The sequence below is a fragment of the Marichromatium sp. PS1 genome (assembly GCF_041155115.1).
Taxonomy (GTDB): Bacteria; Pseudomonadota; Gammaproteobacteria; order Chromatiales; family Chromatiaceae; genus Marichromatium; species Marichromatium gracile.
In genome coordinates this window covers 1,410,082-1,434,229 of record NZ_BAAFHB010000002.1, presented here as the reverse complement: position 1 = coordinate 1,434,229, position 24,148 = coordinate 1,410,082, and the positions used below count along the sequence as shown (strand labels likewise).

The 24,148-nt window shown below is 68.8% G+C and carries 22 protein-coding genes; 12 read left to right on the top strand and 10 right to left on the bottom strand.

Annotated elements, in window-relative coordinates; translation table 11 throughout:
* Window positions 1-43 precede the first annotated feature (43 nt).
* From ACAM26_RS07875 to ACAM26_RS07865, 3 genes are all read left to right on the top strand, one after another.
* Window positions 44-1,633 (top strand): diguanylate cyclase, encoded by a 1,590-nt coding sequence (locus tag ACAM26_RS07875; protein WP_369613388.1) that lies wholly within the window; start codon window positions 44-46, stop codon window positions 1,631-1,633.
* A gap of 27 nt (window positions 1,634-1,660) precedes the next feature.
* Window positions 1,661-2,290 (top strand): protein phosphatase CheZ, encoded by a 630-nt coding sequence (locus ACAM26_RS07870; RefSeq protein ID WP_123139842.1) that lies wholly within the window; start codon window positions 1,661-1,663, stop codon window positions 2,288-2,290.
* A 231-nt stretch (window positions 2,291-2,521) separates the two neighbouring features.
* Window positions 2,522-3,886, top strand: a complete 1,365-nt coding sequence (locus tag ACAM26_RS07865) for an NAD-dependent succinate-semialdehyde dehydrogenase (protein WP_369613387.1) — start codon at window positions 2,522-2,524, stop codon at window positions 3,884-3,886.
* 12 nt (window positions 3,887-3,898) lie between these two features.
* On the opposite strand, the gene ACAM26_RS07860 is transcribed toward ACAM26_RS07865, so the two are convergent.
* The 3 genes from ACAM26_RS07860 to ACAM26_RS07850 all read right to left on the bottom strand — a co-directional run bounded on the left by ACAM26_RS07860 (window position 3,899) and on the right by ACAM26_RS07850 (window position 5,586).
* On the bottom strand, window positions 3,899-4,216 hold the full coding sequence (locus tag ACAM26_RS07860; RefSeq protein WP_369613386.1) for a cupin domain-containing protein: 318 nt from the start codon (window positions 4,214-4,216) through the stop codon (window positions 3,899-3,901).
* Window positions 4,217-4,336: 120 nt separating this feature from the next.
* Window positions 4,337-4,870 carry a GNAT family N-acetyltransferase gene (locus ACAM26_RS07855; protein ID WP_369613385.1) on the bottom strand — a complete coding sequence of 178 codons (534 nt, stop codon included), beginning with the start codon at window positions 4,868-4,870 and terminating at the stop codon, window positions 4,337-4,339.
* A gap of 17 nt (window positions 4,871-4,887) precedes the next feature.
* Complete coding sequence (locus tag ACAM26_RS07850) at window positions 4,888-5,586, bottom strand: hypothetical protein (protein ID WP_123139846.1); 699 nt, start codon at window positions 5,584-5,586, stop codon at window positions 4,888-4,890.
* Between the two features lie 170 nt (window positions 5,587-5,756).
* Here ACAM26_RS07850 and ACAM26_RS07845 point away from each other — a divergent pair, with 170 nt between their 5' ends.
* Window positions 5,757-7,238: an oligosaccharide flippase family protein gene (locus ACAM26_RS07845; RefSeq protein WP_123142344.1), complete on the top strand. Its 1,482-nt coding sequence runs from the start codon at window positions 5,757-5,759 to the stop codon at window positions 7,236-7,238.
* A gap of 31 nt (window positions 7,239-7,269) precedes the next feature.
* Here the strand turns inward: ACAM26_RS07845 and ACAM26_RS07840 are convergent, their stop codons facing one another.
* A complete protein-coding gene (locus ACAM26_RS07840; RefSeq protein ID WP_123142345.1) occupies window positions 7,270-7,902 on the bottom strand; it encodes a DUF2076 domain-containing protein in 633 nt (210 codons plus the stop codon).
* Between the two features lie 155 nt (window positions 7,903-8,057).
* Here ACAM26_RS07840 and nhaR point away from each other — a divergent pair, with 155 nt between their 5' ends.
* Both nhaR and ACAM26_RS07830 read left to right on the top strand, forming a co-directional pair.
* Complete coding sequence (gene nhaR / locus ACAM26_RS07835; protein WP_132230395.1) at window positions 8,058-8,996, top strand: transcriptional activator NhaR; 939 nt, start codon at window positions 8,058-8,060, stop codon at window positions 8,994-8,996.
* 293 nt (window positions 8,997-9,289) lie between these two features.
* Window positions 9,290-9,718 carry an FUN14 domain-containing protein gene (locus tag ACAM26_RS07830; RefSeq protein ID WP_123139850.1) on the top strand — a complete coding sequence of 143 codons (429 nt, stop codon included), beginning with the start codon at window positions 9,290-9,292 and terminating at the stop codon, window positions 9,716-9,718.
* Between the two features lie 44 nt (window positions 9,719-9,762).
* Here ACAM26_RS07830 and ACAM26_RS07825 read toward each other — a convergent pair whose 3' ends face one another.
* From ACAM26_RS07825 to ACAM26_RS07800, 6 genes are all read right to left on the bottom strand, one after another.
* The gene (locus tag ACAM26_RS07825; protein WP_123139851.1) at window positions 9,763-10,809 is read right to left on the bottom strand and encodes a cyclopropane-fatty-acyl-phospholipid synthase family protein; all 1,047 of its coding nucleotides are present in this window, start codon (window positions 10,807-10,809) and stop codon (window positions 9,763-9,765) included.
* An 81-nt stretch (window positions 10,810-10,890) separates the two neighbouring features.
* Window positions 10,891-11,475, bottom strand: coding sequence for an L-threonylcarbamoyladenylate synthase (locus ACAM26_RS07820; RefSeq protein WP_369613384.1), 585 nt, complete (start codon window positions 11,473-11,475; stop codon window positions 10,891-10,893).
* Window positions 11,472-13,775, bottom strand: coding sequence for a type I DNA topoisomerase (topA, locus tag ACAM26_RS07815; RefSeq protein ID WP_369613383.1), 2,304 nt, complete (start codon window positions 13,773-13,775; stop codon window positions 11,472-11,474). The genes ACAM26_RS07820 and topA overlap by 4 nt, the downstream gene beginning before the upstream one ends.
* A 265-nt stretch (window positions 13,776-14,040) precedes the next feature.
* Complete coding sequence (locus ACAM26_RS07810) at window positions 14,041-14,529, bottom strand: DUF494 domain-containing protein (protein WP_062273949.1); 489 nt, start codon at window positions 14,527-14,529, stop codon at window positions 14,041-14,043.
* 94 nt (window positions 14,530-14,623) lie between these two features.
* Entirely contained in the window at window positions 14,624-15,763 is a 1,140-nt protein-coding gene (gene dprA, locus ACAM26_RS07805) for a DNA-processing protein DprA (RefSeq protein ID WP_123139854.1), read from the bottom strand.
* Window positions 15,764-15,774: 11 nt separating this feature from the next.
* On the bottom strand, window positions 15,775-16,986 hold the full coding sequence (locus ACAM26_RS07800) for a LysM peptidoglycan-binding domain-containing protein (protein WP_123139855.1): 1,212 nt from the start codon (window positions 16,984-16,986) through the stop codon (window positions 15,775-15,777).
* A 121-nt stretch (window positions 16,987-17,107) separates the two neighbouring features.
* Here ACAM26_RS07800 and def point away from each other — a divergent pair, with 121 nt between their 5' ends.
* The 6 genes from def to ACAM26_RS07770 are packed head-to-tail and all read left to right on the top strand — an operon-like array spanning window position 17,108 to window position 24,100.
* Complete coding sequence (gene def / locus ACAM26_RS07795) at window positions 17,108-17,644, top strand: peptide deformylase (protein ID WP_123139856.1); 537 nt, start codon at window positions 17,108-17,110, stop codon at window positions 17,642-17,644.
* A gap of 56 nt (window positions 17,645-17,700) precedes the next feature.
* Window positions 17,701-18,639: a methionyl-tRNA formyltransferase gene (fmt, locus tag ACAM26_RS07790; RefSeq protein ID WP_123142348.1), complete on the top strand. Its 939-nt coding sequence runs from the start codon at window positions 17,701-17,703 to the stop codon at window positions 18,637-18,639.
* A complete protein-coding gene (gene rsmB / locus ACAM26_RS07785) occupies window positions 18,632-19,975 on the top strand; it encodes a 16S rRNA (cytosine(967)-C(5))-methyltransferase RsmB (protein WP_369613382.1) in 1,344 nt (447 codons plus the stop codon). Before fmt ends, rsmB begins: the two co-directional genes overlap by 8 nt.
* Entirely contained in the window at window positions 19,972-20,547 is a 576-nt protein-coding gene (locus tag ACAM26_RS07780; RefSeq protein ID WP_062273961.1) for a DUF4390 domain-containing protein, read from the top strand. The genes rsmB and ACAM26_RS07780 overlap by 4 nt, the downstream gene beginning before the upstream one ends.
* On the top strand, window positions 20,529-22,736 hold the full coding sequence (locus ACAM26_RS07775; protein ID WP_123139859.1) for an ATP-binding protein: 2,208 nt from the start codon (window positions 20,529-20,531) through the stop codon (window positions 22,734-22,736). The genes ACAM26_RS07780 and ACAM26_RS07775 overlap by 19 nt, the downstream gene beginning before the upstream one ends.
* Window positions 22,733-24,100 (top strand): sigma-54 dependent transcriptional regulator, encoded by a 1,368-nt coding sequence (locus ACAM26_RS07770; RefSeq protein WP_062273965.1) that lies wholly within the window; start codon window positions 22,733-22,735, stop codon window positions 24,098-24,100. The genes ACAM26_RS07775 and ACAM26_RS07770 overlap by 4 nt, the downstream gene beginning before the upstream one ends.
* Window positions 24,101-24,148 lie beyond the last annotated feature (48 nt).

The following is a 24,148-nucleotide window of genomic DNA, read 5'->3' as shown; positions in this document are numbered from 1 at the left end:
ACCGGATCGCGATCATCTCGATACAGACAGCCCCGACGCGTCGTTGCTGACAGCGGTCGGCGTGCCGGTGCTGGTGCTCGACGACAGCCACCGCATCCACACCGCCAACCCGGCGGCAACGGCGCTGTTCGGTCGCGATCCCGTCGGTGAACACTGCTTCGCGCTGCTCGCCGGCGAGACGGCTGCGTGCGCCAACTGTCCGTCCACGCACGCGCACCCCGCATCAGCGCTGGCGCGCAACATTCGCGACGCGGAAGGTCGCGAGCACTACCTGAAGGAGTCACTGACCCACGGCCCGGATGGCCTGGTACTCACCCTGGTCGACATCAGCCGCGAGATCGAGGCGCTCAGACGCGCCGATCTCGGTCGTAAGGAGGCCCAGGCCAAGCGCATCATCCTCGAGCGCCAGCACCGCGAGGCGCTGCTCGAGCAGCGCGGACTCAGCCAGCTCATCGATGATCTCCCCGATGCCCTGGTAGCCATCTCCTCGGACCACCGCATCCTGCGGCGCAATGCCGCCGCCCGTCAGTGGTTCGCCACGGGCGAGACGGCGGAGAGCTGCCACGGGCTGCTCGGCCATGACGCACCCTGTCCGGACTGCCCGGCCCACGGCGGCTTCGCCCTCGGCTCCACGTGCAAGACCAAGCACCGGCTCGGCGGTCGCTACTACACCGAGCAGCTGATCGACACCGGCGACGGCAACGGCCTGCTGCTGTTTCGCGACACCACCCGCGAGATCCGGCTGATCGAGGAGATCCGGGCACAGCGCGCCACCATCACCCGCAACAACGACATCCTCTCCGGACTGTTACGCCTGGAGTCATTGATGCGCCACGCCGCCACTCCCGTGGATGTCGCCGACGAGCTCCTGGCGCTGTTCATGTCGGCCTGCGGCAGCGAGGCCGTCGCGCTGCGCCTCGACGACGGCCCGAGCGACCCGATCCGCCGTGGCGACCCGCCAGCCGAGCCGAGCCCCGACCAGTCCCGGCTGGAGATCGTCGGCGGCGACGGCAGACGGGTCGGCGAGGTCTGGTGGCGACCGGGCACCATCGAGGGCGGCGATGAGCTCGCCAGCCTCTTCTTCGAACCCTTCGGCGCCTATCTGCACAACCGGCGGCTGATGCGCCAGCTCGAGGAAAAGGCCAGCACCGATGCACTCACCGGCGTATACAATCGGGATTATCTGCATGCCGCGCTGGAGACGGCGCGGCATGATCATGCAACCAGGGCCATACCACATGCCCTGGTACTGGCCGACGTCAACCGACTCAAGCAGGCCAACGACCGCTACGGACACGAGGCCGGTGATCGGCTGATACTGGCCGTCTCCGAGCGGATCACCCAGGCGGTACGCGACTGCGACCTCGTCGCCCGGACCGGCGGCGACGAATTCGTGATTCTGCTCCCCGGATCCACCGAGACCGAGGCCGAGGCCCTGGTCGACCATCTCCAGCGGAACGTGTTCTCCGGGGCCAGCATCGAGGTTGCCCCGCACGAGCATTTCCCGGTCAGCCTCAGCCTCGGTGCCTGCGGGACCGATCGCACCCCGCCGGAGTCGCTGCTCAAGACCGCCGACGCACGCATGTATGCCGCCAAGGCGGCCTTCTACAAAGATCACAAATACAACAGATAGCTGCGATCGTATCGTCGCGAGGGACCCATGGCAGAGCCGCAGAACATCGACAAGAACATCGCCTCACTGGTCAAGGCCACAGAATCCATCCTCAACGGCGAATACGAGCGTCTCGACATCGATATCGACGCCGAGGGCATGCTCTCGGTGCTGGCGCAGAAGATCAACGCGCTGGTGGTCAACATGAAGAGCGCCGAGACCCCGCTGACCAACGCAGGCGAACAGGCGCCAAACGCCGTCAGTCACGCGCGCAACGTGATCGAACTGATGTCGCAGTCCACCGGCCAGGTACTCGACAACGCCGACCGGCTCTCCCAGGAGATCGAGAGCCTCGAGGGGCAGCTGCGGGGCGATACCGCCTCGGCCCCCGAGCACGAGCAGCGTCTCAGCCAGATCAAGCACCACCTGTTCGACATCGTCGCCTCGCAGTCCTACCAGGACGTCGCCCGACAGCGCATGGAACAACTGGTCGAAGACCTCGACCAGATCCGCGACTGGCTCGTTGAGGTGCTGGTGATCCTCAACATCCAGCAAAACAGCTCGATCGAGAACGTCGAGCAGAAGGCCCAGCTGCTGCGCGAGGTCAACGGGTCGAGCACCCCGGAGGCACTCAAGCAGGATCTGGTCGACGACCTGCTCTCCGAGTTCGGTTTCTAGGCCCCGTTCCTGCATCGAGCGAGCCCCGCCGACACGATCGATCAGGCGCTGCGAGGCACGGCCGCCCCCGGCCCCGCCGATGCGGGCGGGCGCGCGAGGCCGGCTTGATCCATCCTGGCCCCGCACCGACACTCACGGCGATGCGTCTCGACGACGCCAGCGAGTGGCGTACATCGGGGGCCGCCCCGCTCGGCGATGCGCCACCAGCCCCCCCAGCCGCAGGAGCCATCGATGCCACTGAGATCAATCGACCCCGCAACCGGCGCCCTCCACGCCACCCTGGAGCCGGCCACCGCCGCGATGCTCGAGCAGGCGCTCGCCAGCGCGAGCCGCGCTGCCGGCCCGTGGGGCACCCAGCCACTCGCCACACGCGTGACACTGCTGCGCGCCCTGGCCGAAGGGTTGCGCGCCGAGCGCGCCCGGCTCGCCCGACTGATCACCGACGAGATGGGCAAGCTCATCGCCGAGGCCGAGGCCGAGATCGACAAATGCGCACTGGTCTGCGACTACTACGCCGAGCACGCCGCGACCCAGCTCGCCGACATCCCGCTCGCGTCCGACGCCAGCCGCAGCCTGCTTGCCCACCAGCCGCTCGGCGTGGTACTGGCGGTGATGCCCTGGAACTTCCCCTTCTGGCAGGTCTTTCGCTGCGCTGCCCCGGCGCTGGCCGCAGGCAACGTGGTGCTGCTCAAGCACGCATCCAACGTGCCGCGCTGCGCGCTGGCGATCGCCGACCTGTTCGCCGCCGTCGATGCCCCCGAGGGCGTGTTCCAGACCCTGCTGATCGATGCCGAGACCGCCGAGCAGGTGGTCGCCGACCCACGGGTGCGCGCCGTCAGCCTCACCGGCAGCGAGCGCGCCGGACGCCGGGTGGCGGGGATCGCCGGGGCCAACCTCAAGAAGAGCCTGCTCGAGCTCGGCGGCGCCGATGCCTGCGTGATCCTCGAGGATGCCGACCTCGAGCGCGCCGCCGAGATCGGTGCCCGCTCGCGCTTCATCAACGCCGGACAGAGCTGTATCGCTGCCAAGCGCTTCATCGTCGTCGAGGCGGTGGCCGATGACTTCGCCGCGCGGCTCCAGTCCCAGGTCGAGGCGCTGGTGCCGGGGGACCCCCGCGACCCCGACACCACGCTTGCGCCACTGGCCCGCGAGGACCTGCGCGAGACCCTGCACCAGCAAGTCGAGCAGAGTCGCGCCGCCGGCGCCGAGCTGCGCTGCGGCGGACAACCGTTACCGGGACCGGGGTGGTTCTATGCGCCGACCCTGCTCGACCGGGTTGGACCGGGGATGCCCGCTTACGAGGACGAGCTGTTCGGACCGGTGGCGACGGTGATCCGGGTGGCCGACGAGACCGAGGCGCTGCGTGTGGCCAACGATACCCGCTTCGGGCTCGGCGGCAGCGTGTGGAGCACCGACATCGCGCGCGCCGAGCGCTTTGCGCGTGCCATGGCCTGCGGCGCGGTCTTCGTCAACGGACTGGTGAAGAGCGATCCGCGCCTGCCCTTCGGCGGGATCAAGGACTCGGGCTATGGTCGTGAACTCGGCGCGCCCGGCATCGCCGAGTTCCTCAATCTCAAGACCCTGTGGATCGGTTGAGCCCGGGGTCGGCTAGGCCGCCCGCATGCGCTCGGCGGCCAGGCTGACCACCGGCTCATCGCCCATCACCTCGGTCTGGTAGAAGGTGTGCCTGGGGATGACCACCAGGTCGCCGGGGCCGAGCACCAGGCTGCGCTCGCCGATCCCGACCCGCATCCGACCGCAGATGACGCCATCGATATGATCGATGCCGTGGTCATGGTCGGGGAGGAAGGTTCCGGGGGGATAGATGTCGAGTCGGGTCTGGAAACCGCGAGCCTCGAGCTTGCGTCGCATGCTCGCCTCGGTGAGCGCGCCGTCGCGCCGGGCATGCCAGTGTTCGATCTGCATGATGTGCCCTCCTGTGCCAGGATGACGGGGCGGTGACAGCAGCCCCTACCGTCACCTTAGCCGAGCCATCCTCCTTTGCAAGACGGCCCATCCGGCGGACCTTCACCCCCGTCGCACGCTTCAGTCGGGATCGCTCCCCGAGGTCTCGGTCAACGACAGCCGCATCGCGCAACGACGCTCCGGCGCCAGACCGTGCTCGGCCTCGTGACGCAGCACCGCGCACAGCCGCGACCCGAGCTGGTCCTCCTCCAGGACCCGGAACCCCAGGGTGGCGTAGAAGGGGGCGTTCCAACCGAGATCGCGGAAGGTGGTCAGGGTGAGCGCGTGGTAGTGACGCGAACGCGCCCAGGCGATCGCCGTCCGCACCAACCCCCGACCACCGCCGCGACGCTGCTGCGCCAGCCGGACCGCCAGCTGGCTGAGATGCAGGGTTCGCCCCACCGGCTCGGCACAGAGAAAGCCCCAGGGAGCGGGGTCGGCGCCATCTCCGACCACCCAGGAGGTCCCTGCCCGGACCGCCTCCAGGTGCGCTGCGACCGGCAAGACCCGATCATCGGCGATCCAGGCCAGCTCGGGGACGGTCCTGAACAACGCGCCGGCAGAGCGCTCGATCCCGGGCAGCACCTCGACCTCATCGCGCCGCGTCGGTCTCACCCAGAGGTCCCCCATCCTCAATGACGTGCCCGCTGGCGCAGCCGGGCCTGACGGGCACGGATGGTGGCGCGGCGGGTCGCGCGCCACAGACCACGCACCCCGAGCGCAAAACAGGCCGCGCCGAACAGGGTCAGGGACTGCTCGGTCCAGTGCAGCGACACCGGCTTGGGTTCGGTGATGGCCAGCGAGGGCAGGATCAGCACCACCGCCAGATCGACCGCGAGCAGCAGCCCCACCCCCCAGCGTCGCAGCCGCAACGCCGCCGTCAGCAGCAGAGCGCTCAACGCCAGCTTAGCGATCGAGGCCAGCGTCAGCAGCGGCAGGAACCAGCCACGTGCGATCCCCAGCAGCTCGACCCGCGCCGCGGCGACGGCGGCAACCAGCGCCAGCACCCCCAGGACCAGCCGCCAGGGATGTCGCAATGGCGGTCGCACCGTCGACCACAGCGCCACCGCCAGCAACGCGAACCCCGGCCCCAACAAGGGAAAGAGCGCCGCAGCCAGCCAGGGGATGTCCATCCCCAGGGTCACCACCAGCAGTTTCCAGCTCGCCTTGACCACCCCCGCGGCAAAGACCAGCACGGCACCGAGCCGGACCATGGCCAGCTGCGTGTCGTCGCGATCGCGGACATAGCCGGTCAGCCACCACAGGGCCAGACCGGTGACGGCCACGGGCAGCAGGTTGTAGAGCGCAAGGGCGAGAGAGAAATCGTACATCCAGGTATCCACCGCTTGAAATCATGGTTATTGCACCATGATCCGGCCTCGATCGCACCGTTCAGGATTCACGAAAACCAACAGGGATCCAGACAGCAGCCCCTGACATCACGGACCGACGACAGGGTTTAGAATATGCGCCCTGCCCGCACAAGCCGAGAGCATCGATCTTGAACCCACTGAAACGACTCGCCTCGCAGACCGCCATCTACGGCGTCAGCAGCGTCCTCGGGCGCTTTCTCAACTATCTGCTGGTGCCATTGCTGACCTACAGCTTCGCGCCCCAGTCCTACGGCGTGGTCGCTGAATTCTACGCCTACATGGGCTTTCTCGCGGTGGTGCTCACCTTCGGGCTGGAGACCGGCTACTTCCGCTTCCGCAACGGCGACACCTGGGCACCCGAACGGGTCTATGGCACCGTGGTACAGACCCTGCTCGTCGGCAACCTGCTGTTTCTGCTCGGCGCGCTGTTGGTGAGTGAGCCACTGGCGGCGCTGCTGCGCCATCCCGAACACCCCGAGTACATCTGGTGGTGCGCGGCCATCCTCGCCACCGACGCGCTCGGCGCCGCGGCCTTCGCGCGACTGCGCGCCGAGGAGCGTGCGGCGCGCTTCGCCGCGATCAAGCTGCTCGAGATCGGCGCCAATATCGGGCTGACGGTGTTCTTCATCGGTCTCTGTCGCCCCGCCTTCGAGCAGGACCCCAACTCGTTCCTGGGGGCGCTGTGGGACCCGGCGATCGGCATCGGCTACGTCTTCATCGCCAACCTCATCGCCAGCCTGCTCAAGCTCGGGTTACTCGCACCACAGCTGCGCGACGGGCTCGGTGGATTCCAGGGGGACCTGTTCCGCCGCCTGATCCGCTACTCGGCGCCGATGGTGGTGATCGGGCTGGCGGGGATCGTCAACGAGATGCTCGACCGTGCCGCGCTCAAGTACTTGCTGCCCTATGACGACGCCACCAACCTCGCCCAGCTCGGCATCTACAGCGCCTGCTACAAGCTCTCGATCCTGATGGCGCTGTTCATCCAGGCCTTTCGCTATGCCGGCGAACCCTTCTTCTTCGCCTACGCCCGCGAGCGCGACGCCCGCGCAGTCTACGCCCTGGTGCTCAACTGGTTCGTGATCTGCTGCGTCTTCATCTTCCTGATGGTATCGCTGTTCCTGGAGCTGTTCGGCTATTTCGTCGGTCCAGAATACCGCGCCGGACTCGGTGTGGTCCCGGTGCTGCTGATCGCCGGTATGCTGCTCGGGGTCTATGTCAATCTCTCGATCTGGTACAAGCTCACCGATCGCACCCTGCTCGGCGCCGGGGTATCGCTGATCGGCGCCGCGATCACGGTGGTGCTGCTGTGGTGGTGGGTGCCGATTCACGGCTATGTCGGCGCGGCCTGGGCGCACCTGGTGTGTTACGCGAGCATGGTGGCGCTGTCCTATCTGCTCGGACGGCGTTACTACCCGGTGCCCTACGAGGTCGGGCGGGTACTCGGCTATCTCGCCTTCGGCATCGGGCTCTATCTGCTCGGCGAATGGCTGACCGAGACGCGGGGCTGGTCGTCGGTGGCGGTGGGCGCAGCCATCCTGGCGGGATTCATCGCGGTGGTGGCGGCGACCGATGGCCGCCGCCTGCTGCGCCGGACGGCGCGGGCCTGAAGGCCCGGCAACCCGTCCGGCTGAGGCGGGATCAGAACTCCTCTTCGCCGCCGAAGTCGTCGAAGAAGGCGCCCTCGTCCTCGGGCATCGCCTCCATCGGGTCCTGCATCATCTCCGGCTCCATCGGCACCTCCGGCTCGGCGGGGATATCGGCGGCCTCGGCGTCGTCGGCGAACATGCCGGCGATGGCGTTACCGAGCAGCACGCCACCGGCCACGCCCATCGCGGTCTGCGCCGCGCCGGCGAGGAAGCCGCCGCCGCCACCGGCCTGGCCCTGCTGGAAGGGGGCCGCGCCCTGGCCCTGCGGCTGCGCGCCACGCCCGGCGCCCCAGCCACCACCGCTCGACTGACGCGGCTGACGGGCAGGCGCCTGCTGCTGTTGCTGCGCGCCGCCGCCGAACAGGCCGCCGAGGAAACCACCGCCGCTCTGCTGCGGACGCTCGGCGAGCTGCTTCTCGAGCTCCTCGACGCGCCCCTGCAGGTTCTGCAGGGCATGCTCCTGCACCAGCACCGCCTGGGCCATCAGATAGGGAGCCGCCGGCTGACGGGCGATCATGTCCTGAATCAGCTTCTCCGCCTCGGGATCACGCTGGCCGGACTGGGTCTCGGCCTGCTGCAGGCGCTGGAACAGACCCTCGATCGCGGATTGGTCCTGTGCATTCATCTTGCGGATTACCTCGTGATGTTCATTCGGTGGTCACGCACCGTCACGCGACGGTGTCTTCCACTGCCAGTGACAACAGAGTGTAAGACAAGGTTTCGATCAATATAATTCGAATCTTTTCTAGATAAGAGTTCGAAAAAACCGAACTGAAGGCGATGCGCGGCAGCAATTACAAGCACCTCTATTACTTCTGGATGGTCGCCAAGGAGGGTGGCGTGGTCCGCGCCGCCGAGGCGCTGCACCTCACCCCGCAGACCATCAGCGGCCAGCTGCGGGTGCTCGAGGAGCAGCTCGGCACCCGACTGTTCGACCGGCGCGGACGCGGGCTGACGCTGACCGAGACCGGGCGGCTGGCGTTCAACTTCGCCGACGAGATCTTCCGTCTCGGCGCGGAGATGGAGGAGGCGCTGCAGGGGCGGACCAGCGGCCGACCGCTGCAGTTCACCGTCGGGGTGGTCGACGTGGTGCCGAAGATGGTCGCCTACCGGCTGCTGGAGCCGGCGCTGCACCTGGCCGAGCCGGTGCGTATCCACTGTCGCGAGGGCAAGCTCGAGGCCCTGCTCGCCGATATCGCGGTGCACAAGCTCGACATGGTGCTCGCCGACACCCCGCTGGCCGGAGCGCTCAATGTCCGCGCCTTCAACCATCCGCTTGGCGAGTGCGGCATCACCTTCTTCGCCGCCCCGGCGCTCGCCGCGCGCTATCGCGCGGGCTTCCCGCAGTCACTGCACCAGGCGCCGATGCTGGTCCCGGCGCTCAACACCGCGCTGCGCGGCGCGCTGATGCAGTGGCTCGACCAGCTCGACATCCGCCCGCGGATCGTCGGCGAGTTCGAGGACCGAGCGCTGATGCAGGCCTTCGGCCAGGCCGGGGTCGGGGTCTTCGTCTCGCCCAGCGTGATCGCCGAGGAGACCCGGCGCCAGCACGGAGTCGAGACGATCGGCGCGACCGAGGCGGTGCGCGAGCGCTACTACGCGATCTCCGCCGAGCGCCGCCTGCGCCACCCCGCCGTCGTCGCCGTCAGCCAGGCCGCACGACTGGAACTCTTCCAGGCGGAGACCGAGGGCGGCGGAGGCCAGCCGCCAAAAGATTGAACCGCAAAGGTCGAACCGCAAAGTCACAAAGGACGCCAAGGGGGAGGAAAGTCTTCAGCTCCGAGTGAGAGCAAAGCACAGCGTACCCACCGGAGGTGAGCGGCGAGGTTCGTCGGTAGGCGTCGACGTCGATGTCGCCGCCAACCCGGCACACGACCGTCCTTTCCTTCGCGATCTTTGCGGCTTTGCGGCTTTGCGGTTCGACGCTCTCCTGCGCTCATCCGACTGGCTACTGACCAGCGTTCCCCGGATAATGCCCCGGTTTCCGCTGACCGTATTGACCGAGACCCCGCATGTCCGACCCGATCCGTTCGTCCCGCACTGGTCACCTGCGCGCGCTGCCCTTGCTGCCACTGCTCTGGGGGGCCGGAGGCGCCCGAGCGCAGTCCCCCGCGACGCTCAGCGCCGAGGCCGGCGAGCTGTTCGACCAGGGCTTCTTTCTCACCCTGGGCTTCTCCTTCATGGTCGGGCTGGCGCTCGGTTTCGCGCTCAAGTTCGCCTTCAAGGTGGCACTGGTGGTGGGCGGGGTGATCCTGATCGCCCTGGTCGGGCTGCAATCGATCGGCGTGGTGGAGATCAACTGGGCCGGGCTCGAGGGGCACTATGACACCTGGAGCGCCTGGACCAGCGCACATGCCCAGGCGCTCTTCGATCTGGTCGCGGCCAACCTCTCCGGCACCGCCGCCTTCCTCGCCGGCCTCGCCGCCGGGCTCAAGCTCTGAAGCAGCGCTCTCCCGCCCTCGCCCGAGCGTGACGATTCAGGGTCTCACGCCGGGCGCTCGAACAGATAGTGCCCGACGTACCACTCCTGACCATCACGGAAGGCGAACAGCTCGGCACAGGCCATGAAGAACAGCCGCCAACGCCGCCACCACAGCGGCGCGTCCGCCACCCCGTAGGTCTGCTCGAGCAGCGGCCAGACCTGCTCGCGCGCGCCATCCATGCGCGCCAGCCAGGCCTCCAGGGTGTGGGCATAGTGCAGCCCGTTCCAGCGCCAGCGATCGATCAGGCGCAGCCGGTCCTGAAAGGACAGCGGCAGGTCGTCGCTCGGCATCAGCCCGCCGGCGAAGAAGTAATGGCTCATCCAGTCGCTCGGACCGTCGTCCTCGAAGAAGTAAGGGTGGTGGCGGTGACAGAAGATGTGCATCAGCATCCGCCCGCCCGGGTGCAACCAGTCGTGGATGCGTCCGAGCAGGCGACGATGGTTGCGCATGTGCTCGAACATCTCCAGCGAGACCACGCGGTCATAGCGCCCGTCGGGTTGGAAGTCGTTCATGTCGGCGGTGATCACCTCGAGCCCGTCGAGCCCGAGCCGATCGCGCTCGGCCTCGATGAAGCGGCGCTGCGCGTGTGAGTTGGAGACGGCGGTAATGCGACAGCCCGGCAGGTGCTCGGCCAGATAGAGGCTGAAGGCACCCCAACCACAGCCGAGCTCGAGCACGCGCTGACCGTCACGGATGCCGGCGCGCTCCAGGGTCGTGGCGAGCGACGCCTCCTCGGCCCGCTCGAGCCGGTCGACGCCCTCGGGCCAGTAGCAGCAGCTGTACTTGCGCCGTGGTCCGAGCACGGTGGCAAAGAAGGCCGCCGGCAGCTCGTAATGCTGCTCGTTGGCGCGTTGCGGCACCTCGGCGACGGCCGAGTCATCCATCCGCGCGATCAGCGCCTGCTGTTGCGCCAGGGCCGCTTCGCAGTCGTCCTGCGGCAGGCTCGCCAGGCGCTGACGCAGCAGCGCGCGAATACCACCGCGCGTCACCCCGTCCGGCACCAGCCCCTGCTCGACCCAACGAATCGCCGTCGCTGTGGCATTGAACATCCACGCCTCCCCATCCGGAGTCTTCCGACCATTTCGGTGAGATATCGGCGTGAGCGCCGAACAACAAGCCCCGGCGACCGATCAGCCGCGCAGGATACGACCGCTGGCGGCGTCGCGAATGGTCGATGGGCGGTCGGCGCCGCAGCAGGCGCCATAAAGGAGGTAGTCGGGAGCGTCGCCGGCGAGCGCCAGACGCAACGCCCGCGCGGTTGTGGCCGGCGGGCGGTCGGCACGGTTGGCGCTGGTCGAGACGATGGCACCGCCATAGGTACGGCACAGCGCCGCGGCCAGCGGATGGGCAGTGACCCGCACCGCCAGGGTGGAGAAGCGACCGGTGAGCCAGTCGGGGGTGCTCGGGCGCGCCGGCAGCAACCAGGTGTTGGGTCCGGGCCAGCTCGCCCGGACCTCGGCCATGCGCGCGGTATCGAGCGACTCGACCTCGACATAGGGGGCGAGCTGGGCGTAGTCGGCGGCGATCAGGATCAGCCCCTTGGCCGGATCGCGCTGCTTGATCTCGAGGATGCGTGAGACCGCGACGGCATCGCGCGGATCGCAGCCGAGCCCGTAGACGGCCTCGGTGGGATAGCCCACCACCGCGCCGGCGCGCAGCCAGGCGGCGGCGAGTCGCACCCGATGACGCTGGGCGGGGCCGAGCACCGTGCTCACCCGCCCTCGTCCTCGCCGCCGGGCTGCTCGACCGGGGCACGATAGCCGCACTCCTTCTGCGGACAGACCTTGGAGGCGCCCTTGGTCTTGGTCACCTTGAGGGTGAGCACCGGCCAGCCACAGCGCGGACAGGGCTCATCGAGCGGCTGGTCCCAGACCGCATAGTCGCACTTGGGATAGGTCGAGCAGGAGTAGAAGATCTTGCCACGGCGCGACTTCTTCTTCTGCAGGGTGCCCTTGCCGCACTTGGGACAGGGCACGCCGGTGTCTTCGGGTTTCTCCAGCGGCTCGATATGACGGCACTTGGGGTAGGCGCTGCAGCCGATGAACTTGCCATAGCGCCCGCGCTTGATCTCCAGCGGTGAGCCGCACTCGGGACAGCTGCGCCCCTCGACCACTTCGGGGGCCTCGGCCTCGCCCTGATCGGGGTTGAGGTCGCGGGTATAGTCGCAGTCGGGATAGTTGGTGCAGCCGATGAAGCGACCGTTGCGACCGAGCCGGATCGAGAGCTGACCGCCGCACTTGGGGCAGACCTCGTCGATACGCTCCTGGGTGACGTCGCTGCGCTTGACGTTGGCCTGGGTGTGGTCGACCTGCTCCTTGAAGGGCTGCCAGAAGCGCTCGAGCAGCGGGATCCAGTCGACCTCGCCGCGCGAGATGGCATCGAGGTCGTCCTCGAGCCGGGCGGTGAAGTCGTAGTCGACATAGGAGGTGAAGTACTCGGTGAGGAAGCGGTTGACCACCCGACCGACGTCGGTCGGCAGGAAGCGCTTCTTGTCGAGCACCACGTACTCGCGATCCTGCAGCGTGGAGATGATGGTGGCATAGGTCGAGGGGCGACCGATGCCGAACTCCTCCAGCGCCTTGACCAGCGAGGCCTCGGTGTAGCGCGGCGGCGGCTCGGTGAAATGCTGTTCAGGGCGGATCCCGAGCAGGGTCACGTGATCGCCCTCGTTCATCTCCGGGAGCATCCGCTCCTCGTCGTCGTCCCCGCCCTTGGCATCGTCGCGCCCCTCGAGATAGACCCGCATGAAGCCCGGCTCGGCGACCATCGAGCCGGTGGCGCGGAACAGGTTGCCATCACCGGCGCTGAGATCGACCGCCACCTGGTTGATCAGCGCATGGGCCATCTGGCAGGCCAGGGTGCGTTTCCAGATCAGCTCATAGAGGCGCTGCTGCTCCTGGTTGAGATAGGGCTTGAGCGAGGCCGGGTCGCGCAGCACCGAGGTCGGGCGCACCGCCTCGTGGGCCTCCTGGGCGTTCTTCGACTTGGTCTTGAAGAAGCGCGGCTGCGGCGGCAGGTGATCGGCGCCGTAGCGATCGGCGACGCACTGGCGGATCTCCTCGAGCGCCTCCTGAGCGAGGTTGACCGAGTCGGTGCGCATGTAGGTGATCAGACCGACGGCGCCGGCGCCGACATCGACACCCTCGTAAAGCTGCTGAGCCACACGCATGGTGCGCTGGGCGGTGAAGCCGAGCTTGCGCGCGGCCTCCTGCTGCAACGTCGAGGTGGTGAAGGGCGGGGCCGGATGACGCTTGCGCTGCTTGCGCTTGACCGACTCGACCACCAGGGTGCCGGCGGCGGCCTGCTCGAGCTGCTGGCGTACCGTCTCGGCACGCTCGCCGTCGGTGATCGAGAACTGTTCGAGCTTGACCCCATCGAGCTGGATCAGCTTGGCGACGAAACGCTTGGCGTCCCTGTCGAGATCGGCCTCGATGCTCCAGTACTCGTGGCGCTCGAAGCGCTCGATCTCGGACTCGCGCTCGCAGATCAGCCGCAGCGCCGGGCTCTGCACCCGCCCCGCCGAGAGACCACGACGGATCTTCTTCCACAGCAAGGGGGACAGATTGAAGCCGACCAGATAGTCGAGCGCACGCCGTGCCTGCTGCGCGTTGACCATGTCGAGCGAGAGTTCGCGCGGATTGGCCACCGCCTCCTGCACCGCGCGCTTGGTGATCTCGTTGAACACCACGCGGTGCACCGCCCGCTCGCCGAGCTGGCGGCGCCCCTTGAGCAGCTCGAAGAGATGCCAGGAGATCGCCTCGCCCTCGCGATCGGGGTCGGTGGCCAGATACAGCGCATCGGCCCCCTTGAGCTTCTTGGCGATGGTCTGGACGTGTTTCTCGTTGCGCTCGATCACCTGGTACTTCATCGCGAAGCCATGCTCGGGATCGACCGCCCCCTCCTTGGGCACCAGATCGCGGACATGGCCGTAGGAGGCGACCACGTCGAAGTCCGGGCCGAGGTATTTCTTGATGGTCTTTGCCTTCGCAGGTGATTCGACGATAACGAGATTCATCTGTGGTCTTGGTCGGCCATGTGGGTGTGACTGAAGCCTGCCGGGATACAGGTCATCGGGTCAAGGTGGTGGAGGTGACACCGCCACTGCCGCGCAGGAGCACGACGGGACGGCGCAGACGGACACGGGCGGCGCGGAGAGCCTCCGACGCAGGGGCCAGGTCCGGCGCGGAATGCGGGCAGTTTAGCGGTGCGCTCGGAGTCCCCACAAGGGGGCCAGAGCGCACGCGGCGATCGGCACCGGGTCCGATCCGGTGCGCTGATCCTCAGTGTAGGTAGGCCTGCCCCCCATCGTAGACCATCTCCTCCATCTGACTGAAGGCGTCCTCCTGACCGGGTCGGTTCAGCAACACCAGCAGCACCACCCACTTGACCTCATCGGCCGTCACCTGCGGCAGATGGGTCGCCAAGAGACGGTCGATCACCAGCTCCCGGCCGAGCGGGTCGAGGATCCCGTTCTGCTCCAGCGCCAGCAGGAAACCGCGCGCCTCGGCACTGAGCTTGACACACTCCTGCTCGGCATAGACACGGAGCGAACCGGCCGCGTGGCCCAGGTCCTGCGGCGCATACTGCGGGGCCTCGACTTCGTCGGCCAACTCGTCGAGCCAGCGCAGCGCCTGCTCGATCTCGTCGCTGTTGAAGCCTGCCTCGGAAAGTTCATCCTCGAGCACGTGCGAGTCGATGGGGGCGCGCTCCCCACCGTCCATATAATTCTCGTAGAGATAGATCAGAACATCGACCATGTTTTCGAACATCAGCCAACCTCGTGGGCGGCGCCAGCCGGGCGACTGGCGGGAAGCGGCGCCTGGATGCGCCCTGGGGGTCGTCACTGGCCTCGCGACGCGTCGCTTACACGGACGGCGGCGCGTCACCGCGCTCGGCGACGCCGCGACGACAATAGCGACCACCCGGCAGCGATGATACATGAGCGTCCAGTTCCAGGACCAACAAGGTCGAGAGGATCTGCTGTGCCGGCAATCCGGTGCGGGCGCTCAGCTCGTCGGGGGCGACCGGATCCTCACCCATCGCCTCGAGCACCCGCGTGGCGGTGTCATCCAGCCCGTTCGGGGTGGCCGGTCCCGGCTGCGCCCCGGCGGGCACCGGATCGATCAGCGCACGCAGCTGGGGCGCGAGTTCGACGAGCACCTCCTGGGCCTCCTCGACCAGCCGCGCGCCATCGCGGATCAGCGCGTGACAGCCGCGCGCCAGCGGGTTGCGCACCGAGCCCGGCACCGCGAACACCTCGCGCCCCTGTTCGAGGGCGAGTCGCGCGGTGATCAGCGAACCGCTCTTGAGCGCCGCTTCGGTGACCAGCACGCCCAGCGACAGACCGCTGATCAGACGATTGCGCCTGGGGAAGTTGCGCGCCAGCGGCTCGACCCCGGGCGGGAACTCGCTGACCAGGGCGCCGTTGGCGGCGATGCGGTGGGCCAGCTCGCGATGCGCGGCCGGATAGACCCGGTCCGGCCCGGTGCCGAGCACCGCGATGGTGCGCCCGCGCTCGAGCGCGCCGAGATGGGCGGCGGCATCGACCCCGCTGGCCAACCCGCTGGTCACCACCAACCCGTAACCGGCCAGCTCGCGGGCGAAGGCATGGGTGAGTTCGGCGCCGCCCGGGGTCGGGTTGCGGCTGCCGACGACGGCGACCTGGGGTTCGGCGAGCAGTGTCGGATCGCCGCGTACGTAGAGCAGCGGCGGGGCGTCGTCGAGCTGGGCGAGACGCCGCGGATAGCGCGGATCGTTGCGGGTGAGCACCCAGGCCCCCGGCTGCTCGACCCAGTGCAGCACCCGCTCGATCGGCTCGCGCGCCGGACTGGCGAGTGCCGCGACCGTCTCCGGGCGCAGCCCGGCAGCGGTGAGCTGGCGCGCGGGCTGGGCGAGGATCGCCTCCGCATCGCCGTAGCGCTCGAGCAACTGGGCGGCAGTCCGCGGACCGATCCCGGGGGCATTGACCAGGGCCAGCCAGGGCTCGAGCGCCTCGTGCCTCAACGCCACCTCGCTCAGGCCGGCGGCGGGGCGACCCGGTCGCCGACCGCCATGGCGCGGTAGGCCTCGAGCACCAGCGCAAAGCTAACCCGATCGAAGACGCGGAACACCATCAACACGCCCGCCCGTTCATAGGGTCGGAGATAGGTGTCGCGGTCACGACGCATGTCGGCGTGCAGCGGCATGCCGTCCTCTCCGGGCGGATCGGCGCGCCACCCCTCGAAGGAGAAATCACCGAACCAGAAATCGCTGTCGAGCGGGGAGTCGTCGCGCCAGTTCCAGTCGAAGCCGCCCCGACGCACCTGATCCGGCGCCGTCTCGCCGCCGATGAAGACCTCGAACACATGGCCTGCCTCGATACCGTCACGCTCCCCCTTGTTCAGGATCACGACATCGAACTGACCGATCTGCGACACCCCCTTGAGCACCGAGAGGATGCGCCCACGGACCCCGGCGGGGCCTGGCTCGGGATAGAAGTTCTCGAGCGAGCGCTCCTGCTCGGCCGGGATCACCCGGTCGCCGATCGCGACCTCCCGCTCGGCGCGGGCGATACGCAGCTTGGCCGGGTCGCCCGGGCGCTCGAGCGCGGCGGTGGCGACGAACTCGACCTCGTAGCCGAGCAGCTCATTGGAGTCGGGGTCGCGCAGCGCCTTGCCCGGGCGCACCACCTGGTAGCGCGAGGAGTCGGTCTGGGCGAGCCGGCGCACATAGATCGAGTCGAAGGTGCCGACGACGAGGTGCTCGTCGGGGAAGCCGACCACGTAGGGCGCGCGCTCGACCTGATCGGAGTCGGCCACCAGCGGCTGGGTGAGGAAGGGGGCGATCGAGGCGATCGGGATCACCGGCACGGCATCCTCGAGCGAGGTCACGCGGGCCTGGGGCGAGCGCTTGACCACGCGCATCCCGTCCTGATAGCCGAGGGTCCGGTCACCGCCCCCGCGGGTCAGCTGCAACTGCGCCGCGCCGTTGACCTCGACGAGTTCGAGCAGGTCGCCGGGGTAGATCAGATCGGGGTTGGTGATCCCGGGGTTGGCGCGCCACAGCGCATGCCAGCGCCAGGGGTCGCGGAGGAAGCGCCCGGCGATGTCCCACAGGGTGTCGCCCGAGCGCACCACGTAGCGGGCGGGGGCATCGGGGGCAAGCGTCACCTCGGCGCGTGTCGGCGCGGGGACAAGGAGCACGAGCAACAGCGGTGCCAGCACACGAAGCGAGCGGGGAGCGCGCATGGACCCTCCGTGACGGTCGAAACGGGATTCACCCGCCCCCAATACGGGGTATAGTATTGATTCCGATAGTAGCGCAGTCCAGGCGCCCTCTTCCACTCGCGGACCTGACACTCAACGAACCATGGCCATGCTCGAAATCCTCACCTTCCCCGATCCCCGGCTGCGCAAGGCAGCAAAACCGGTCGACCAGGTCGACGATGCCGTGCGTCGGCTGATCGACGACATGCTCGAGACCATGTACGCCGCTCCGGGAATCGGACTCGCCGCCACCCAGGTCAATGTTCACAAGCGCATCGTGGTGATCGACATCTCCGAGGATCATGACCAGCCGCTGTGTCTGATCAACCCGGAGATCCTCGAGCGCGAGGGTGAGGAGCAGATGGAGGAAGGCTGCCTGTCGGTGCCCGGGTTCTACGAACCGGTCATCCGTGCAGAGCGGGTCCGGATCAAGGCGCTCGACCGCGACGGCAAACCCTTCACCCTCGCGGCCGAGGGCCTGCTGGCGGTGTGCATCCAGCACGAACTCGACCATCTCGACGGCAAGCTGTTCGTCGATCATATCTCCACGCTCAAGCGCCAGCGCATCCGCCGCAAGCTCGAGAAGGTCAGCAAGCGCCACCACGGTGCCGCCGAGACGGCGCACCGGACCGCGATCTGATGCCGACGTCCCCAGCCGTCGCCTCGACATCAACCCAGACCCAGACCGATTCTCCCATGCGTGCACTGCGAATCATCTTCGCCGGAACGCCCGACTTCGCCTGTCCGAGCCTCGCCGCGCTGATCGCCGCGGGCCACCAGGTGGTCGGCGTCTACACCCAGCCCGATCGCCCCGCCGGACGCGGGCGCAAGCTCCAGGCCAGCCCGGTCAAACAGCTCGCGCTCGAACACGCGATCCCCGTCCATCAGCCCCAGAGCCTCAAGCGCGACCCGGCGGCGGTCGCCGAGCTGGCCGCGCTCGAGGCCGACCTGATGGTGGTGGTCGCCTACGGCCTGCTGCTGCCCCAAGCGGTGCTCGATGCGCCGCGCCTGGGCTGCGTCAATGTCCACGCCTCGCTGCTGCCGCGCTGGCGCGGCGCAGCGCCGATCCAGCGCGCGGTGCTCGCCGGCGACCCCACCAGTGGGGTCTGCATCATGCAGATGGAAGCCGGACTCGACACCGGCCCGGTCTACCATCGGCTCGAGACCACGCTCGCCGCCGACGAGACCGGCGGCAGCCTCCACGACCGGCTCGCCGAACTCGGCGCGCGCGCCCTGGTCGAGGCCCTGCCCGGGATCGCCGACGGCAGCCGCCCGGCGGAGACCCAGGACGATGCCGCCGCGACCTATGCCCACAAGCTCACCAAGGACGAGGCGCTGATCGACTGGAGCGCCCCGGCCGTGGCGATCGAGCGTCAGGTCCGCGCCTTCGATCCCTGGCCGGTCGCCCATACCCGGCTCGATGACGAGCAGCTCAGGGTCTGGGGCGCCCGCGCGCTGGATGAGGCCACCACCGCCGAACCCGGTCGCGTCGTCGGCGCCGACAAGCACGGCATCCGTGTCGCCACCGGCGAGGGTCTGCTCTGCATCACCCGGCTCCAGCCCTCCGGCAAGCGCCCGATGGAGGCCGCCGCCTTCATCAACGCCCGCAATCTCGAGGGTGTCCTGCTTGGCTGATCCCCGCTCCGCCCCCCGTCCCGACGGCAGCGGCGCCGCCGCGCGCGCCACCGCAGCGCGCGCGCTGCACCAGGTCCGTGATCGCGGTCAGTCGCTCACCCGGGTGCTGCAACGGCTGCGACTGCCGGACCAGGCCGCCGATCGCGCCCTGGTCCAGGAGATGACCTATGGCGCACTGCGCACCCTGCCACGGCTCGAGGCACTCGCCGGGCAGCTGCTGCATCGTCCGCTGCCCAAGCGCGAGGCCGAGCTCCAGGCGCTGATCCTGATCGGGCTCTATCAGCTCACCGCGATGAAGACCCCGCCGCACGCCGCGGTCGCGGCCACGGTCGAGGCCACCCGCCAACTCTCGCGACCGGGCAAGGCCGGGCTGGTCAACGCCCTGCTGCGCCGCTTCCTGCGCGAACGCGAGAGCCTGCTCGCGGCGATCGAGCACGACCCCCGGGTGCGCTGGCCGGTGCCCGAGTGGCTACGCGAGCAGCTGCGCCGCGATTGGCCCGACGACTGGGAGCAAATCATCACCGCCAGCGACACCCGCGCGCCGATGACCCTGCGGGTCAACCCGCTGCGCGGCACCCGCGCCGACTATCTCGCCGAACTCGCCGCCGAAGGGGTCGATGCCGCACCCGTCGCCGGCTGTCCACACGGCCTGACCCTCGCCCACGCGCGCCCGACCGAACGTCTGCCGGGCTTCGCCGAGGGGCGGGTGTCGGTACAGGACGCCGGCGCCCAGCTCGCCGCCGAGCTGCTCGAGGCCGCGCCCGGGATGCGGGTGCTCGACGCCTGCACCGCGCCCGGGGGCAAGAGCGCAGCGATCCTCGAGCGCGCCGGCGGCGAACTGACGCTGACCGCGCTCGACGTCGACGGCGAGCGGCTGCAGTCGGTCGCCACGCTGCTCGACCGACTCGGACTGCGCGCGACCCTGGTCGAGGCCGACGCCGCCCGCCCCGAGGGCGACTGGGCCGCGACCGGCTTCGAGCGCATCCTGCTCGACGTGCCCTGCTCGGCCACCGGGGTGATCCGCCGCCATCCCGACATCAAGTGGCTGCGGCGCGCCGAGGACATCGCCGCGCTCTGCGACCAGCAGCGCGCCATCCTCGAGGCGATCTGGCCGCTGCTCGCCCCCGGCGGCCGGCTGCTCTACGCCACCTGCTCGCTGCTCGGCGACGAGAACCATCGCCAGATCGCCGCCTTCCTCGAGCGTCACCCCGAGGTCCGCGAGTGTCCGCTGCCCGGTGCCCCCGGCGTCGCCCGACCCCATGGTCGACAGCTGCTGCCCAGCAGCGGCGGCAGTGACGGCTTCTATTACGCCCTGCTCGAGAAACCGGCCTCATGAGGGCACGGCGCCTGCGTACCCCATCGACGGCTCTGGTCCTCGGTCTCCTGCTCGCCTGGGTCTCGCTGGCGATCGCCGGCGATGACTTCCGGGTACAGCGTCTCGACACCCGACTCGACGACGACCGCGGCTACCGTCTCAGCGCCGAGATCGACTACGGCTTCAGCGCCGAGGCGCTCGAGGCGCTCGACAACGGCGTACCGCTGACGGTGTTGATCCACATCCAGGTCCGCCGCAGCGGCGCCTGGCTGTGGGAGGACAGCCTCGCCGACCTCCAGCTGCGCCGCGTCATCCGCTACAAGCCGCTCTCCGAGCGCTATCAGGTCTACACCCTGCCCGACACCGAGGGGCGCAGCTTCGTCTCGCGCGAGGCGGCGCTGCGCGCGCTCGGCGAACTCATCGACCTGCGGCTGCTCGGCGCCGCGCGACTCGCTCCCGACAGCGACTACGAGGTGCAGCTGCGCACCACCCTGGAGATCGAGGCGTTACCGCTGCCGCTGCGCCCGATGGCCTACCTCAAACCGGCCTGGAAACTCTCGAGCGGGTGGACCAAATGGCCACTGCAACCGTGAGTCGACTGCGCGGACTCGGGCTCGGCACCCTGCCGGTGGCGATCCTGATCGCCGCGCTGTTCGTGGTGCTGGTGCTGATGCGCGACTCGGTGGCCAACTCCGAGGCGCTCAGCCGGGCCTTCGTACCGCTGCTCTTCGTGGTGCTCGCCGGGCTCGGGATGCTGGCGCTGCTGGTCGGCTTCAACGTCGTCCGCCTGGTCCGGCGCTATCGCCAGCAGGCCGCCGGGTCGCGGCTGACGGCACGGATCGTGGCGCTGTTCGCGGTGCTCTCGCTGCTGCCGGTGGGCACCGTCTACTACTTCTCCCTGGGCTTCCTGCTGCGCGGCATCGACAGCTGGTTCGACGTCGAGATCGGCCAGGCGATGGAAGACGCCCTGGTGCTCAACCAGGCCTCGCTCGACCTCAACCAGCGGGTACTGAGCAAATACACCGAACAGCTGCTGGTGAGCATCGAGGATCGCTCCTCGACGGCGATCGCGCTGAGCCTCGACAGCCTGCGCCGCCAGGCCGGGGCGATCGAGCTGACCGTCTACGGCGGCAACGGCCAGGTGCTGGCCAACGCCAGCGAGGACCCGACCAAGCTGGTGCCCAACCACGCCGAGCGCGAGATCCAGCAGAGCGTGCGCGCGGGCAACAACTACGTCGGACTCGACTCGGTGCCGGGCGCCGATCTGGTGGTGCGGGTGCTGGTCAACGACCCGCTCGGGCGACCGATGCAGATGCAGGCGATCTTCCCCACCTCGGCGCGTATCGGTGAGCTCTCCGATCAGCTCGAGGCGGCCTACAACCGCTATACCGAGCTGGCCTATCTGCGCAACTCGCTCAAGTTGAGCTTCTCGCTGACGCTCTCGCTGGTGCTGCTGTTCAGCCTGATGGCGGCGCTGATCGTCGCCTTCCACACCGCGCGGCGACTGGTCGCCCCGGTGGCCGACATCGCCCGCGCCAGCCGCGCCATCGCCGAGGGCGACTACGGCCAGCAGATCCCGCTGCCACGTCACGACGACGAGCTGGCCTTCCTGGTCGCCTCGTTCAACGCCATGTCGCGGCGCATCGCCCGCGCCCGCGACGCGGCCGAGCGCAGCCAGCAGGCCGTCGAGACCCAGCGCAACTATCTCGAGACGGTGCTCGGTCGGCTCTCCTCCGGGGTCGCGGCGCTCGATGCCGAGCACCGCCTGCGCACCGCCAACCCGGCCGCACGCGCGATCCTCGACCTCGAGATCGCCGAGGCCTCGGCGGTAGATCTCGACCAGATCGCCGCATACCATCCCTGGCTCAGCCCCTGGACCGAGACCGTGCGCCAACAGGTCGCGAGCGGCCAGGCCTGGCGCGCCGAGGTACAGCTGCAGCGCCAGGAGGGCAGCCAGACGTTGATGTGTCGCGGCAGCCCACTGCCCGGCGGCGACGACGAGGCCCCCGGGCACGTGGTGGTGTTCGACGACATCACCTCGCTGATCACCGCCCAGCGCGAGGCGGCCTGGGGCGAGGTGGCGCGGCGTCTGGCGCACGAGATCAAGAACCCGCTGACCCCGATCCAGCTCTCCGCCGAGCGGCTGCGCCACAAGCTGCTGCGCAAGGCCGAGGAGGCCGACGCCCGGGTCATCGACCGCGCCACCCACACCATCATCCAGCAGGTCGAGGCGATGAAGGCGATGGTCAACGACTTCTCGGACTACGCCCGCTCGCCGCAGCTGCGCCCCGAGCCGCTGGTGTTCGACCGTCTGGTGCGCGAGGTGCTGGACCTCTATCGCAGCGCCGGGGCCGGCGCACTGCAGGTCGCGCTCGGCGCCGACGAGCACCAGATCAACGGTGATGCGCTGCGCCTGCGCCAGGTACTGCACAACCTGATCAAGAACGCCCAGGAGGCGCTCGAAGGCAACCCCGATGGCCGCATCCGCGTCGCCACCGGGGTGCGCGAGACGGGCGAGCAGCATGGCGTCTGGCTCGAGATCAGCGACAACGGTCCCGGCTTCGAGCCTCACCTGATGGAGCGGCTGTTCGAGCCCTATGTCACCACCAAGGCCAAGGGCACCGGCCTGGGGCTGGCGATCGTCAAGAGGATAATCGAGGAACACGGCGGTATCATCGTCGTCGAAAACACCGGTTCCGGCGCTCGGATCGAGATCCGACTGCCCGTCTGGCAGCCCCCCGGCCGGGACGCTCAAGCGCGAGGAACACACACAGAGACATGAGTGCAACCCATATCTTGGTCGTGGACGACGAGCCCGACATCCGCGGCCTGGTCCAGGACATTCTCGAGGACGAGGGCTACACCGTGGCCGGCGCCGAGAATGGCGAGGCGGCCCGGCATGCGCTGCGCGACCGTCGTCCCGACCTGATCCTGCTCGACATCTGGATGCCCGACCTCGACGGCATCACCCTGCTCAAGGAGTGGGCCGAGGAGGACAGCCTGCCCTGCCCGGTGATCATGATGTCCGGGCACGGCACCGTCGAGACCGCCGTCGAGGCCACCCGGCTCGGCGCCTACGACTTCCTCGAGAAGCCGCTGTCGATGGCCAAGCTGCTGCTCACCGTCGAGCGCGCGCTCGAGGCCGACAAGCTCCATCAGGAGAACATCGGGCTCAAGCGCCGCACCCCGCTGGTCCACGAGCCGGTCGGGCGCAGCGCGGCGATGCTGCGGCTGCGCGAACAGGTCAAGCGCATCGCCCAGCACGACACCTGGGTGCTGATCACCGGCGACGCCGGCAGCGGTCGCGAGACCTTCGCCCGCTATCTGCACTCGCAGAGCGCGCGACGCGAGCGCCCCTTCGTCGACCTCAGCGTCTCCACCCTGGCCGGCGGCAACGCCGCACGCGAGCTGTTCGGCACCGAGGAGGGCGAGCACATCCACTACGGCAGCCTGGAGAAGGCCGCCGGCGGCACCCTGTTGCTCGACGAGGTCGCCGACATGGAGCTCGACGCCCAGGCCAAGCTCCTCGGCGCGCTCGACAGCGGCTCCTTCCTGCGCATCGGCGGCAGCGAACCGGTGCGCATCGACGTGCGCATCATCGCCGTCACCCAGCGCAACCTCGAGGAAGAGGTCCAGGCCGGGCGCTTCCGCGAGGACCTCTTCTATCATCTCAACGTGGTGCCGCTGCACGTCCCGCCGCTGCGCGAGCACGCCGAGGACGTCCCCGACCTGCTCAACTTCTATCTCGACTACTTCGCCACCCACGAGAAACTGCCCTATCGGCGCTTCAGCGTCGGCGCGCAGAACTTCCTGCGCAACTACACCTGGCCGGGCAACGTGCGCGAGCTGAAGAATCTGGTGCAGCGGGTGCTGATCCTCGGCGCCGGCGACGAGATCAGCCAGAAGGAGGTCGAGAGCGCGCTCGGCGCGCCGCCACCGGTACAGGCCCAGGCGCTCGAGGGGCTGGTCTCCTTCGACCAGCCGCTGCGTCAGGCGCGCGAGCAGTTCGAGAAGGCCTATCTCGACTACCAGCTCGAGAAGCACGGCGGCAACGTCAGCAAGATGGCCAAGGAGGCGGGGATGGAGCGCACCCATCTCTATCGCAAGCTGCGCTCGCTCGGCATCGAGATCAAGGAACGGCGATGAGGATCGAGCAGCCAGCGGCCAGCGACCAGCCACCAGCTGCCAGCCACC

What these genes read in the sequence shown, in the direction of transcription:
- topA (WP_369613383.1), bottom strand. Translation starts at nt 13,775, where the DNA reads ATGAATCTCGTTATCGTCGAATCACCTGCGAAGGCAAAGACCATCAAG.
- ACAM26_RS07870 (WP_123139842.1), top strand. Translation starts at nt 1,661, where the DNA reads ATGGCAGAGCCGCAGAACATCGACAAGAACATCGCCTCACTGGTCAAG.
- ACAM26_RS07850 (WP_123139846.1), bottom strand. Translation starts at nt 5,586, where the DNA reads ATGTACGATTTCTCTCTCGCCCTTGCGCTCTACAACCTGCTGCCCGTG.
- ACAM26_RS07830 (WP_123139850.1), top strand. Translation starts at nt 9,290, where the DNA reads ATGTCCGACCCGATCCGTTCGTCCCGCACTGGTCACCTGCGCGCGCTG.
- ACAM26_RS07770 (WP_062273965.1), top strand. Translation starts at nt 22,733, where the DNA reads ATGAGTGCAACCCATATCTTGGTCGTGGACGACGAGCCCGACATCCGC.
- ACAM26_RS07810 (WP_062273949.1), bottom strand. Translation starts at nt 14,529, where the DNA reads ATGTTCGAAAACATGGTCGATGTTCTGATCTATCTCTACGAGAATTAT.
- fmt (WP_123142348.1), top strand. Translation starts at nt 17,701, where the DNA reads ATGCGTGCACTGCGAATCATCTTCGCCGGAACGCCCGACTTCGCCTGT.
- ACAM26_RS07865 (WP_369613387.1), top strand. Translation starts at nt 2,522, where the DNA reads ATGCCACTGAGATCAATCGACCCCGCAACCGGCGCCCTCCACGCCACC.
- def (WP_123139856.1), top strand. Translation starts at nt 17,108, where the DNA reads ATGGCCATGCTCGAAATCCTCACCTTCCCCGATCCCCGGCTGCGCAAG.
- ACAM26_RS07775 (WP_123139859.1), top strand. Translation starts at nt 20,529, where the DNA reads ATGGCCACTGCAACCGTGAGTCGACTGCGCGGACTCGGGCTCGGCACC.
- nhaR (WP_132230395.1), top strand. Translation starts at nt 8,058, where the DNA reads ATGCGCGGCAGCAATTACAAGCACCTCTATTACTTCTGGATGGTCGCC.
- ACAM26_RS07780 (WP_062273961.1), top strand. Translation starts at nt 19,972, where the DNA reads ATGAGGGCACGGCGCCTGCGTACCCCATCGACGGCTCTGGTCCTCGGT.
- ACAM26_RS07800 (WP_123139855.1), bottom strand. Translation starts at nt 16,986, where the DNA reads ATGCGCGCTCCCCGCTCGCTTCGTGTGCTGGCACCGCTGTTGCTCGTG.
- ACAM26_RS07860 (WP_369613386.1), bottom strand. Translation starts at nt 4,216, where the DNA reads ATGCAGATCGAACACTGGCATGCCCGGCGCGACGGCGCGCTCACCGAG.
- ACAM26_RS07840 (WP_123142345.1), bottom strand. Translation starts at nt 7,902, where the DNA reads ATGAATGCACAGGACCAATCCGCGATCGAGGGTCTGTTCCAGCGCCTG.
- ACAM26_RS07825 (WP_123139851.1), bottom strand. Translation starts at nt 10,809, where the DNA reads ATGTTCAATGCCACAGCGACGGCGATTCGTTGGGTCGAGCAGGGGCTG.